The organism is Streptomyces sp. NPDC059957, assembly GCF_042730015.1.
Lineage (GTDB): Bacteria > Actinomycetota > Actinomycetes > Streptomycetales > Streptomycetaceae > Streptomyces.
On record NZ_JBHWMB010000089.1, the window covers coordinates 16,742 to 28,727 of the forward strand.

At 71.5% G+C, this 11,986-nt stretch carries 10 protein-coding genes; 3 read left to right on the forward strand and 7 right to left on the reverse strand.

Annotated elements, in window-relative coordinates; genetic code table 11:
• Positions 1-15: 15 nt before the first annotated feature.
• Positions 16-1,380 carry a cytochrome P450 gene (locus ACFWBW_RS36415; RefSeq protein WP_385382326.1) on the reverse strand — a complete coding sequence of 455 codons (1,365 nt, stop codon included), beginning with the start codon at positions 1,378-1,380 and terminating at the stop codon, positions 16-18.
• A 407-nt stretch (positions 1,381-1,787) separates the two neighbouring features.
• On the opposite strand from ACFWBW_RS36415, the gene ACFWBW_RS36420 reads away from it, so the two are divergent.
• Together ACFWBW_RS36420 and ACFWBW_RS36425 are read left to right on the forward strand one after the other, a co-directional pair.
• A complete protein-coding gene (locus ACFWBW_RS36420; RefSeq protein WP_385382329.1) occupies positions 1,788-2,426 on the forward strand; it encodes an ADP-ribosyltransferase in 639 nt (212 codons plus the stop codon).
• A gap of 61 nt (positions 2,427-2,487) precedes the next feature.
• On the forward strand, positions 2,488-2,736 hold the full coding sequence (locus ACFWBW_RS36425; RefSeq protein ID WP_385382332.1) for a hypothetical protein: 249 nt from the start codon (positions 2,488-2,490) through the stop codon (positions 2,734-2,736).
• Between the two features lie 68 nt (positions 2,737-2,804).
• Here ACFWBW_RS36425 and ACFWBW_RS36430 read toward each other — a convergent pair whose 3' ends face one another.
• The 5 genes from ACFWBW_RS36430 to ACFWBW_RS36450 all read right to left on the reverse strand — a co-directional run bounded on the left by ACFWBW_RS36430 (position 2,805) and on the right by ACFWBW_RS36450 (position 8,947).
• Positions 2,805-4,535: an ADP-ribosylglycohydrolase family protein gene (locus tag ACFWBW_RS36430; protein WP_385382335.1), complete on the reverse strand. Its 1,731-nt coding sequence runs from the start codon at positions 4,533-4,535 to the stop codon at positions 2,805-2,807.
• Positions 4,532-5,251: a DarT ssDNA thymidine ADP-ribosyltransferase family protein gene (locus tag ACFWBW_RS36435; RefSeq protein WP_385382337.1), complete on the reverse strand. Its 720-nt coding sequence runs from the start codon at positions 5,249-5,251 to the stop codon at positions 4,532-4,534. The genes ACFWBW_RS36430 and ACFWBW_RS36435 overlap by 4 nt, the downstream gene beginning before the upstream one ends.
• On the reverse strand, positions 5,248-6,633 hold the full coding sequence (locus tag ACFWBW_RS36440) for a 3'-5' exonuclease (RefSeq protein ID WP_385382340.1): 1,386 nt from the start codon (positions 6,631-6,633) through the stop codon (positions 5,248-5,250). The genes ACFWBW_RS36435 and ACFWBW_RS36440 overlap by 4 nt, the downstream gene beginning before the upstream one ends.
• Positions 6,634-6,847: 214 nt before the next feature.
• Positions 6,848-8,377, reverse strand: a complete 1,530-nt coding sequence (locus tag ACFWBW_RS36445; protein ID WP_243331486.1) for a UDP-N-acetylglucosamine 1-carboxyvinyltransferase — start codon at positions 8,375-8,377, stop codon at positions 6,848-6,850.
• A 78-nt stretch (positions 8,378-8,455) separates the two neighbouring features.
• Positions 8,456-8,947 (reverse strand): MarR family winged helix-turn-helix transcriptional regulator, encoded by a 492-nt coding sequence (locus ACFWBW_RS36450; RefSeq protein ID WP_385382344.1) that lies wholly within the window; start codon positions 8,945-8,947, stop codon positions 8,456-8,458.
• A gap of 138 nt (positions 8,948-9,085) precedes the next feature.
• On the opposite strand from ACFWBW_RS36450, the gene ACFWBW_RS36455 reads away from it, so the two are divergent.
• Positions 9,086-9,955 carry a haloalkane dehalogenase gene (locus ACFWBW_RS36455; RefSeq protein ID WP_385382347.1) on the forward strand — a complete coding sequence of 290 codons (870 nt, stop codon included), beginning with the start codon at positions 9,086-9,088 and terminating at the stop codon, positions 9,953-9,955.
• Positions 9,956-10,034: 79 nt separating this feature from the next.
• On the opposite strand, the gene ACFWBW_RS36460 is transcribed toward ACFWBW_RS36455, so the two are convergent.
• On the reverse strand, positions 10,035-11,986 hold a 1,952-nt coding region (locus tag ACFWBW_RS36460), incomplete at its 5' end, for an amidohydrolase (RefSeq protein WP_385382350.1).

An 11,986-nucleotide genomic window follows, 5' to 3' on the forward strand; every position in this document is an offset into this window, starting at 1 on the left:
CAGCCTTCCCGGTCCTCAGGCACCCAGGCGGCGGATCCGGCAGCGCGCCGGACTGGTGGCGAGCAGGGTGATCCCGGCGACGACGGAGATCTCGGTGTCCACCGCCTCGAACTCGTAGGTCCGCAGCAGCATCGCCAGCGCGATCACCGACTCCAGCATGGAGAAGTGCTGTCCGATGCAGGCACGCGGACCGCCGCCGAAGGGCAGCCAGGCGTAACGCGGCCGGGCCGCCTCCGCCTCCGGGGTGAACCGGTCGGGGTCGAAGCGCTCCGGGTCCGGCCAGTAGGCGGGGTGGCGGTGGGTCACCCAGGGCGCCACGATCACATCGGCGCCGGCCGGGATGGTGTGCCCGTCGACCTCGGCCGCGGCGACCGAGCGGCGTCCGAGGACGGGGGCCGCCGGGTAGAGCCGCATGGCCTCCTTGAGCACCTGGGTGAGGTACGGGAGCCGGTCGAGATCGGCGGCCCCGGGCGTACGGTCCCCCAGCACCGCGGTGATCTCGGCGCGGGCCCGGTCCTGGATCTCGGGATGGCGGGCCAGCAGGTGGAGGGAGAAGGCGAGCGAGGTGGCGGTCGTCTCGTGCCCGGCGAGCAGGAAGATCAGCACCTGTTCGCGCAGCTCGGTGGCGTCGAACTCCCCGTCGTCCACACTCCCGGCGGAGGCGAGCAACGACAGCAGATCCGCGCCCTGCTCCGTACTCCGGCGGCGCTCGGCGATGATCCCGTCGCACACCGCGTAGAGCTCGTCCATCGCGGCGGCCGCCCGCTTGTTGCCCGGAGTGGGCCAGTCGCGGGGCAGGTTGACGGGGGAGTAGCCGCGGCGCATCACGTAGGCGGTGATGACCGGAAAACACCGGTCCACGACATCGGCGGTGGCGTCCACGTCCGTCCCGAAGAGGATCCGGGCGACGGCGCGCAGCGCCAGCGCCATCATCTCGTCGGATACGTCGACGACCCCGTCCGGGGCCGCCTCCCAGGCGGCGAGTACGGAAGCGGTCTCGGTCGCCACCGCCTGCGCGTACCCGTCCACCCGCCGCTTGGTGAACAGCGGCTGGACCAGCCGCCGCTGGCGCAGGTAGTCCTCGTCCTGGCTGGTGAGCAGACCGTTGCCGAGGGCCTCGCGGACCTCTTGGTAGATGGCGTTGTCCTTGCGGAAGTTGGCCGCCTGCGAGGCCAGGACCTGCTGCGCCCCCTCCGCCGAGAACACGCAGTGCAGCTCGGTGCGCAGCCCTGGCGGACCGGCCGTGATCCGCACGACGTCGCCGTGCCGGTGCCGCGCCCGCTGGTACGTCCCGAGGGCGTCCGACTTCAGATCGGCGAGCGACCCGAGCAGCGGGGAGCCCTCCAGTCGCGGTATCTCCGTACTGCCCGCTGATGCCATGGCTCCGCCCACCCTCAGAACTGTTCCGACAGGGCGATTCTGCGCACGCCGGCCCACGGAGAGCGAGGGCCGCCGGGGCATCAGGCCGAATATCGCCGCAGCACCGGGCGGGGGCGCGGCCCCCGCCGCCGGGGTCTGGAAGCAGACCTGCCACATGGTGTGGGCGGCGAGGCCCAGCTATGTTGATCATCTCCGCGCGCGTACAGGGAATCAGGAACCGGGTCCCGGGGTTCCGGTCCCGGGCGGGCCGCGAAGCGGGGCCGCGGGTCCGCAGGACGAGCATCCGCCGAAGGATCGTTACGCCATCAACTCGCCACCGGGTAAAGGCAGTCGGTGCTGACTGACGACACGCTCACCATCGAGTGAGGATGCCCGCGCGGCCGTCACGGGGCCGTGAAGGTGGGCGCATGATCACCTCATCCCTGCGCCGTCGCGCCGCCGTGCTCGCGACGGCCCTCGCCGCCGCCCTGCTTCCCCCGGCCTCCGCGTCCGCGTCCGCGTCCGCACCCCCCTCCGGATCACTCCACGCGGCCGCCGCCGCTCCCGCGAACTCCTGTCCCCGGGTCCGGGACCATCTCTTCGCCGCCGCCGACGAGCGCGTGGAGGTGGAGCGCATCACTCCCTCCCCGTCCTGGCGGATCAACTGCAAGCAGCTCTACCGCTCGGACGGCCGCCCGCCGTCGGTGGTCTTCGAGGAGGGTTTCCTGCCCAGGGACACCCTCAACGGCCAGTACGACATCGAGAGTTACGTCCTGGTCAACCAGCCCTCCCCGTACGTCTCCACCACCTACAACCACGACCTGTACAAGTCCTGGAAGAGCGGCTGGAACTACTACATCGACGCCCCGGGCGGGGTGGACGTCAATCAGACCATCGGTGACACCCACAAGTACGCCTCCCAGGTCGAGGTGGCCTTCCCGGGCGGGATCGCGCGCTCGTTCATCGTGGCCGTCTGCCCGGTGGACACGGTGAAGAAGGTGGAGATCATGGACCGGTGCGAGGACAACCCGCACTACGAGCCCTGGCGCACCAACTACCCGGGCTGAGCAGGTGAAGGTGGGCCGGAAGCCTGTCCTCCGGCCCGCCGCTCCTGGAAGCATCCCGAGCATGAAGAAGTTCACGCGCGCCGCCGCCACCGCCCTGCTCCTGACCGTCGCCGCCCTGGGCCTCTCGCTGCCCCTGGCCGGCGCCGCCGTCGCGGGCGACTGCCCCAATTGCTTCGACGGCACCTCCGTTACCGCCGAACCGGGCCCGGCCTGGGGTGGCCAGTCGGTGCAGGCGGGCGACTGCCCCGGGTGCTGGCCGAACGGGGTCATCGCCCCGACCGGCTGGGCCGGTGACCACGGCGACGCGTAGACCGCGTCAGCGACGCCACCGTTCCGGGGTCGGGCCCCGTCGAGACCGAAGGACTCTCGCCGGTCCCCCTATGCCGCGGGACGTCCTTCCACCGGCCACACCAGGACCTCGTGCCCGTCCGGGTCGATCACCCGCAGGGAACCGGGGATGTCGCGGGGGCCCGGCGGGGTGACCCGCACGTTGTGCTGCTTCACCATGGCCGTGATGCGCGCCGGGTCCGAAGTCTGCACGGTGAACTGCAACGGACCCGCCGTCGGCGTGTCCAGCGGGCCGGACATCTCCAGCAGGGCGAGCCAGGGCGTCACATAGAGGACGGGCCCGCTTCCTTGCACTGCGAGCCCGAGCACCTCGCCGTAGAACTTCCGGGTCTCCGCGAGATCGCGCACGTGGATGACCACTCGGGTCACGGCTGGGGCTTGTGCACCGGGCGGCTCCTCCCGCACCGGGGCCGGGGACTCCCCGCGCTTCACCGCGCGGTCCACGTACAGCGTCTGACCGTCGTCCAGGGTCAGGACGAAGCGCGTGACGTCCTGGCTCTTGCTGTCCAGACCGTAGTGCCGCACCTGCGCCACGGCGCGGCCGTCAACGAACCGCTCCGCGCTCCCCTTCTCCGCAAGGGAGACGAGCCAGTGCGCCCGCTGCGCCTCCGGGTACGCCTTCTCGGTCGCGTCCGCCGCGGGGGGCGGTTGGACCAGCGCGGCTGCCGTCCGCGCGAGGCAGGCCTCGTCCTGCACCTCGCGCACGAGCGGTGCGATCCAGCCCGTGCCGTGCAGGGCGCCGAGCAGCGCGGCGGTCATCGAGGCGAGCGTGTCCGTGTCGGCCCGGTCGAGGAACGCGGCCCTGAGCAGACCCGTGGAGGGGCGTACGGAGGCCCGGGCCGCCAGGTAGCAGGCGGCGGCCGCAGAGACGGTTCCCGCGCCGTTGCGCTTCGCGTCGAAGCAGCCGAGTGCCGCGAGGGTCTGCGCGTCGTCGGCGAGACCGGCCCGTGCCACCGATGCCCGCGCCGTGGCGAGCAGCTCGTCCATTTCCCGAGCGGTGTCCGTCCACGCGGTGGCGAACGAAGTGCCGGTCGCGTCCCTGAACGCAGCCGACCAACCTTCGGGGAGGGCGGCGCGTGCGAGCGCGGGATCGCGCCACTGAGCCATGCCGGCCACGGCGAGTACGACGTCTCCGTACTCGCCGGCGCCCTCCCGGCAGAGCGTGTGCCGGGCTGCCAGGGCATAGAACACCGCGCCGAGCAGGGCGCGCGGATGCCCGTGGGTCAGCACCCCGTCGGCGACCACGCGCGAGATCAGCCGCTCGGCGGAGTCGTCGGCCAACGTGTGCACGGCGTGGGGCGCGATCCTCATGGCCACGCCGTTGGCGCCGGCGTTGAAGTAGGCGCCGACCTTCGTGCGCTGACCGTGCCAGGGCGGGGTTCCTGCCTGCCAGCTGCGGCATGCGCTGAGCACCGCCCGCCCGCCACCGCGCTGATAGAGCGGCCACGCCGGGAGCTCGACCTCGGTGAGCCGGCTCAACCAGTCGTCTCCGTGGAGGCAGGCGCGCGCCGTGGCGAGCAGCAGCTGGGTGTCGTCGCTGTACTCGCCCGCGCCAACCGGGTCCCGGTAGCGGGTGTACTGCCCGCCGGCCCAGCGCACCCAAGGGCGGAAGGCAAGACCGGGGGTGGTGCTGCGCGAGGCCTGCCCTCCGACGATGGCGCTGCGCTGCTCCTGCGGCCAGCCCAAGGCGTCACCGACGGCCGCCCCGAACAGCAGGCCGCGGGTCCGGTCCAACAGGTCTGGCGGCCTGTGTCCGGTCACCGGGTCCCCCCATCACTCTGCCGTGGTACCCAAGCGGACTCGGTGAGGGGAGGTCCCTTGCGCACGCGGTTGCTCAGTTGGTTCCTGTCAAACAGCACCGGCTCCACGAGCCAAGTCAGTGGAGGTACTTCCACGTTGAGGACACTGAGCCGTGCCAGCTCGTTGGCCACCGCCTCGTGGCTGGGCATGGCGACGGCCAGTACGTGCGTCAACTCGATGGGACCCGGTACGAGAACCTCCGCCTGCAAGTTGGTGGCGGCCCCTTCGAGGTGGCCCGCTCCGCGAGGCCAGGTGCCGCTGGTAGCAGCGAACAGTTCCAGCAGGGCGTCCGGGCCCGGCCGCAGGCGCGCGCCGCTCTGTGTCGCCGCGTTGCAGGGCGCGAACAGAGTGCCTTCGCGCAGGGCCAGTTTCACGTCCAGGAACAGGCAGATCCAGTCCCGGTAGTTCTGGTGGTCGGGCTTGTTCCGGGCCTGCGCGAGGTAGTAGCCGTTGGGGAACTGGAAGGTGCAGCAGACCTTGTCGGGCTGGTTGTCGAACCGCTGGTGATCGGTGGGGGTGAACTGCCCGGGTGCCCGCTCGGCGAGGTCCTTGCTGCTGCGGATCGCCCCGTCGCGGAGGATGTGCGGGAAGCTGCGTGCAGGGGTGAAGTGGGCGAGCCGGGTGGCCTTGCTCCGCCGCAGGGCCTCGGTGAGCGTGAGGCCGCCGGTGCGGGTCACGGCTGCATCTCCGCGTACAGGCCGGCGCCTTCGGGCAGGAGGTGGGTCTTCGTACCGCTGTAGGTGATGACCAGGTCCGACTTGGCGCGGGTGATGCCGACGTACAGGAGCTTCGACTCCCGCTCGTCCGCGTCGTCCAGGCCCAGGGACTTGACCACCTCCGGGTGGGGCAGGGTGTCCTCGGAGCAGAAGGGCATGACCACCGTGTCGAACTCGAGGCCCTTGGCGGAGTGATAGGTGGTGTAGTACACCCCCGGCGCGTCACTCCAGGCGAACCTCGCGCTCTTCTCTATCCGTTGGGCCTTCAGCCCCGCGCAGGCCTCCTCCGCATCGGCCCAGGTACGGCCGATCACGGCCACCGTCCCCACCTGACCCCACTGTCGGGCGATCGACTGGACCACCGACACTTCCTGCGCACGGTCGGTGCACGCGACCAGCGTGGGCAGCGAGCCCCTGGCGCGGGGGGCGACGGGAGGTACGAGCTCGTCGGTCCTGCCGAAGAAGGGCATCTCGCTCAGGGCGATGGCGAACTCGGCGATCGCGGTCGAGTTGCGGTAGTTGTCCTTGAACATCTCGACCTTGGTCACCTTCAGGCCGCAGGCCCGCCACGACATGCCCTGCCCGTATATCTGCTGGGCGTAGTCGCCGAAGAAGGTCACCGAGCCCGCGGGGTCGACGACCTCCGCGAGCGAGCGGATCTCCTCCGGTGAGAGGTCCTGACCTTCGTCGATGATCACGTGCCGGTACATGCGCGGGCCGTCGTCCGCGGCCTGATGGTCCCGGACGGAGGTGGCCAAGTCATCCCAGTCGTACGAGTGGCCGGCCGCGGCGCGCCGCAGCCGGTACTCCTCGGCGATCTTCCAGACGGCCTCGCGCAGGGACGCGTTGAGAGGGGTCCGGCGCCCCAGGCGGTCGATGGCCTCGTACGCCTCCCACGTGCGCAGGCCCATCCCGGAGATCCAGACGATTTCGTCCTCGAACCACCCGGGATCCCTCTCGAAGAACTTGCTCGGTTTGTACGTCGAGGCCACTGCCTCGAGCGCGGACCGGATCAGCTCGCGGCGCTTGCCGCTCGAGATGATCGCCTGCCCCTTCATCGCACCGTGCTGGTTCAGGAAGCTCCGGGCGAACAGCGCGTAGGTGCGGATGTCGAGCCGGTCGGTTTCGCCCGAGAAGTGTTTGAGGTAGGCGACGAGTGCGTTGTTGTAGGTCACGAGCAGCGTTCTGCCGGATGCCGTCGCTCCTGATTGCGACAGGAAGCGCGCCCGTAGCATCGCCATCACGGTCTTGCCGGTTCCCGCCGTACCGAGCACCACTTGATGGCCGCTCGCCGGCAAGTACGCCACGTCCGACTGCCGCCCCACCGGCTCCGGAAGTCCCATCCCCACCCCTTCACTTCTGAGGCGCCGTCAGCGCCTCTGTGAAGGATGCCTGGTTTGCCCGGATGGACCAGATGGTTTTACGCCAAGGATCCCGCCCGGGCGGGAGGCTTCTGGACTGTGTGGTGGTGACCTCGGCGGAGGGACGCGTCACGCCCCTCCCGGACCCGAGATCATCGGGTCGAAAGGGGCGTGAGGGCTGTTCTTCTTCAGGCGGTCAGATGTCCCGGAAGATCTCGATCTGTGCGCCCACCGAGTTGAGGCGCTCCGCCAGTTCCTCGTAGCCGCGGTTGATGACGTAGACGTTGCGCAGGACCGAGGTGCCCTCGGCCGCCATCATCGCCAGGAGGACGACCACGGCCGGGCGCAGGGCCGGCGGGCACATCATTTCCGCGGCGCGCCAGCGGGTGGGGCCCTCGACCAGGACGCGGTGGGGGTCCAGGAGTTGGAGGCGGCCGCCGAGGCGGTTGAGGTCCGTGAGGTAGATGGCGCGGTTGTCGTACACCCAGTCGTGGATCAGGGTCTGGCCCTGGGCCACGGCCGCGATGGCGGCGAAGAAGGGGACGTTGTCGATGTTCAGCCCGGGGAAGGGCATCGGGTGGATCTTGTCGATCGGCGCTTCGAGCTTCGACGGGCGGACGGTGAGGTCCACCAGGCGGGTGCGGCCGTTGTCGGCCGTGTACTCGGGGGAGCGGTCGTGGTCCAGGCCCATCTCCTCCAGGACCGCGAGCTCGATCTCCATGAACTCGATCGGAACCCGGCGGATGGTGAGTTCGGACTCCGTGACGACCGCCGCGGCCAGCAGGCTCATCGCCTCGACCGGGTCCTCGGAGGGGGAGTAGTCCACGTCCACGTCGATGTTCGGGACGCCGTGGACCGTCAGGGTCGTGGTGCCGACGCCGTCGACCCGGACGCCGAGCGCCTCCAGGAAGAAGCACAGGTCCTGGACCATGTAGTTGGAGGAGGCGTTGCGGATGACGGTGGTGCCGTCGTGCCGGGCGGCGGCCAGCAGCGCGTTCTCGGTGACGGTGTCCCCGCGCTCGGTCAGCACGATCGGGCGGTCCGGGGAGATCCCGGCCTCGACCTGGGCGTGGTAGATGCCCTCGGTCGCGGTGATGTCCAGGCCGAAGCGGCGCAGGGCGATCATGTGCGGCTCGATGGTGCGGGTGCCGAGGTCGCAGCCGCCCGCGTAGGGCAGCTTGAAGTGGTCCATCCGGTGGAGGAGGGGACCGAGGAACATGATGATGCTGCGGGTGCGGCGGGCCGCGTCCGCGTCCATGGCGTCCATGTCGAGGCGGGCCGGCGGTACGAGTTCCAGGTCGACGCCGTCGTTGATCCAGCGGGTGCGGACGCCGATGGAGTTCAGGACCTCCAGGAGGCGGTAGACCTCCTCGATGCGGGCGACCCGGCGAAGGACCGTACGGCCCTTGTTGAGCAGCGAGGCGCACAGCAGGGCCACGCACGCGTTCTTGCTCGTCTTGACGTCGATGGCGCCGGACAGGCGACGGCCGCCGACCACGCGCAGGTGCATCGGACCGGCGTAGCCGAGGGAGACGATTTCGCTGTCGAGGGCTTCCCCGATGCGGGCGATCATCTCAAGGCTGATGTTCTGGTTGCCGCGCTCGATCCGGTTCACGGCGCTCTGGCTGGTGCCGAGGGCGTCCGCGAGCTGACTCTGTGTCCAGCCCCGGTGCTGCCGGGCGTCACGGATGAGCTTGCCGATGCGTACGAGGTAGTCGTCTGCCATGGATGCACCGTATCTCAGATATGAGATGACGCTCGCGTTGGGTGTGGCAGACGGGTGCCAACAGGTACGAAAAGGGCCTTACCGGTCGTCAGCTCCCATCGTGGGGCCGCCGCGTGCGTGGTGCGCGACGAGGCGGCCGAGCAGCCCGACGAGCTGCTCGCGCTCGGGTGCGGACAAAGGGGACAGGAGCTCCTCCTGGGCCGCGGCGAGCAGTTGCTCCAGCTTGCGCAGGCGGCGCCGGCCGGCGGCCGTGAGGGTGATGACGTTGCGCCGCCGGTCGGCGGGGTCGGGGGTCCGCTCGACCAGTTCGCGTTCGGCGAGTTCGTTGATGACGGCGACCAGGTCGCTGCGGTGGATGTCGGTGCGGCCGCTCAGGGCCGCCTGGCTCGCGGGTCCGAACTCGTCCAGGGCGACCAGGGTCGCGTAATGCCATTTGCGGGCATCTGCCCCGCTCAGTCCCTCGGTGACGAGCCGCGTGGCGTGCGCCGAGGCCTGTGAGAGCAGCCGGCTGGGTAGTTCGCGCAGTCGCGCGGGGAGGGTGGAGGCGCCCGGGTCCTCTTCCGTGGTCATGCCGGGATCGTACCCCTTGCGTTCGGGGCACTAACGATTTAAGTTCGTTGGTGCCATAAACGTTGGTGCCATAAACGGTTGTGTCATGAACGTTTGCGGCGCCAACGAAGCGCAACGAAATGAAACGGATGGTTCCCCATGCCCGTCATCGACGTGCTCGACTCGACCATGTACTACGAGGAGCTCGGCGCCCCCGACGGCGTCCCCTTCGTCTTCCTGCACGGCAACCCGACCTCCTCCCACCTGTGGCGGGGCGTACTGCCCCGGATCGGGGGCCGGGTCCGGATCCTCGCCCCCGACCTCATCGGGATGGGCCGCTCCGGCAAGCCCGGCGGCGAGTACCGCTTCGCCGACCACGCCCGCTACCTCGACGCGTGGTTGGAGGCCCTCGGCCTCGAGGAGTTCGTCCTGGTCGGACAGGACTGGGGCGGGGCGCTCGCCTTCGACCGGGCTGCCCGCCGCCCGGAACAGGTCCGCGGCCTCGCCTTCATGGAGACGATCCTGCGGCCGATGAGCTGGGAGGAGTACCCGCCCGCCGCCCGCGCCCGGTTCGAGGCGATCCGTACCCCGGGGACGGGGGAGGAGATGATCCTGGAGCAGAACCTATTCATCGAGGACAGCATCGGCAAGACGGTGCTGAACACGCTGAGCGCGGCCGACCACGCCGTCTACGCCGCCCCCTACCCGACCCCCGGGAGCCGGCTCCCGCTGCTCCGGTGGGCCCGCTCCCTGCCGATCGGCGGCGAACCCGCGGACGTGGTCGCCCGGGTCGAGGAGTACGACGCCTGGCTGGCAGCCAGCCCGCAGGTGCCCAAGCTCCTGCTCCACTTCGACGGCTCGCCCGCCCTGATGGTCGGCCCCGAGCTGGTCGCGTGGAGCGAGGAGAACATCTCCGCGCTGGAGAGCGAGTACTGCGGCGCGGCCGCCCACCTGTGCCCGGAGGACCGGCCCGAGGAGATCGCCGCCGCCGTCACGGCCTGGGCCGCGCGCCACGGCCTTGCGGGCTGACCGCCGGCCGAGACGGCGGCGGAGGACGCCGGCCGCCCGGGGCGGGGGCCTCTGAAGGAGCCCCCGCCCCGGAGCCCCCTCAGTGCCCGCAGGCGTGGTGCCGGCCCTTGCCGCCGCCGACGCCACCACCGTGGACCGAGGCGTACGAGGCCGGGCGCGCGCCCGCCGCCGCGGCGCGGGCCAGCCGGGCCGAAGCCGCCCGGCCCGACGCCGAATCCGCCTCGTGCACCACACGGCCGCCGACCAGGGTCATCCGTACGCCCGTCCCGCTGATGTCGGCCACCGGACAGCGCGTCACGTCCCGGTCCAGGAGCACCAGGTCCGCCGCCTTGCCCGGCTCCAGCGTGCCGGTCAGCTCCTCCTGGCGGAGCTGCCAGGCCGTTCCCGAGGTGTGCATCCGCAGCGTGGTGTCCCGGCTCAGCGCCTCCTGCGCGCGGTACAGCTCGCCCGCCCCCTCCGCGCCCTGCCGGTCGATCGCCGTCCGGAGCTGGTTCCACACCTGGAGGGCGTCCACCGGCCAGTCCGAACCGCCCGTCAGCCGCGCGCCCGCCTTCTCCAGGCTGCGCGCCGGGTATAGCCACCGGTGCCGCTCGGGCCCGATGTAGGGGAGCAGCGCCTCCACCGTCCAGGTGTCCCGCGCCGCCCACTGGAGCTGCATGCACGCCGCGACCCCGAGCCGCGCGAAGCGCCGCAGGTCCGCGGGGTCCACGATCTGCAGGTGCGCCACCGCGTTGCGGGCGTCCCGCTGCCCCGTCACCTTGCGGGCGTACTCGTACCCGTCCAGAGCGGTGCGAACCGCCCGGTCTCCGAGTCCGTGGGCGTGCATCTGCCAGCCCGCCCGGTTGAAGGCGGCGCTGAGCCGGCCGTAGTCCGCCGCCGAGGTGTAGAGCTCGCCCCGGTTCGCGGTCGGCTTGCCGTTCCCGTCCAGATACGGCTCCAGCAGGGCGGCGGTCTGCGCCGGGTACTCGATGACCCCGTCCAGGAACACCTTGATCACCCCGAAGCGGAGGCCCCGCACGCCGCCGAACTCCTTGCGCAGGCCCCGCGCGTACGCCAGCGAGGCCGCCGGGTCCTTGGCCTGGTCCGCGTCCAGCCGGATCGCCGGGACGATCCGCTGCGGCAGCCGGCCCGCCGCGGAGAGCGCCTGGTACAGCTCCAGTTCGCGGCGCCCCACCAGGGCGTCCATCATCGTGGTGATCCCGGACGCGGCCGCAAGCCCCAGCACCTCGGCGCACGCCGCGACCAGCTCGGCGCGGGTGTGCTCCGGTATCAGGTGCCTCACCAGCCCCTGGGCGTCGTCCTTGAGGACGCCCGTCGGCTTCCCGTCCGCGCCCTTGACCACCTTGCCGCCGACCGGGTCGGGCGTGGCCGCCGTGATCCCGGCGATGTCCAGGGCCCGCTGGTTGGCCCAGCAGTTGTGCCCGTCGCCGCCGATCAGGACGATCGGCCGCCGGGTCGGGAGCGCGTCCAGCATCGAATGGTGCGGAGCGGTGCCCACGGGGAGCAGCCCGACCGGGTTCCAGTCCTCCACCACCAGCCAGCCGTCGGGCTCGGCGCCCGCGCCGCCGGTGTCGGCGAGGAAGCCGGTCAGGATCTCCAGGAGCTCCGCCGGGGTGGTCTCCGCGCTCTCCAGCGAGGGGGACAGCGAGCGTTCGCCGGCCCCGAGCGGGTGGACGTGGCCGTCGTGGATCCCGCTCATCACGGTGTTGCCGCGGGCGTCGACCACCTCGGTGTCCCGGCCCACGTACCGGCGCAGCGCCGCGTCGGTCCCGGTGGCCAGGATCTTCCCGTTCCGGCCGACCGCGACGGCCTGCACGGGCCCCCGGCGCTCGGTCCCGGTGACCCCCGTGAAAACTGAGGCGTTGCGGATCACCAGCGCGGCCGAGTTCCGCCCGCCGGCGGACGGGGCGGGGGAGGCGGCGGCGGGCCCCGCGCCCAGCAGACCCGCCGCGCCCGCGGCTCCGGCGGCCGCGAGGAGCCCCCGGCGGGACAGGTGGGACAGGGGGGAGGGGGAGGGGGAGGGGGAGGGGG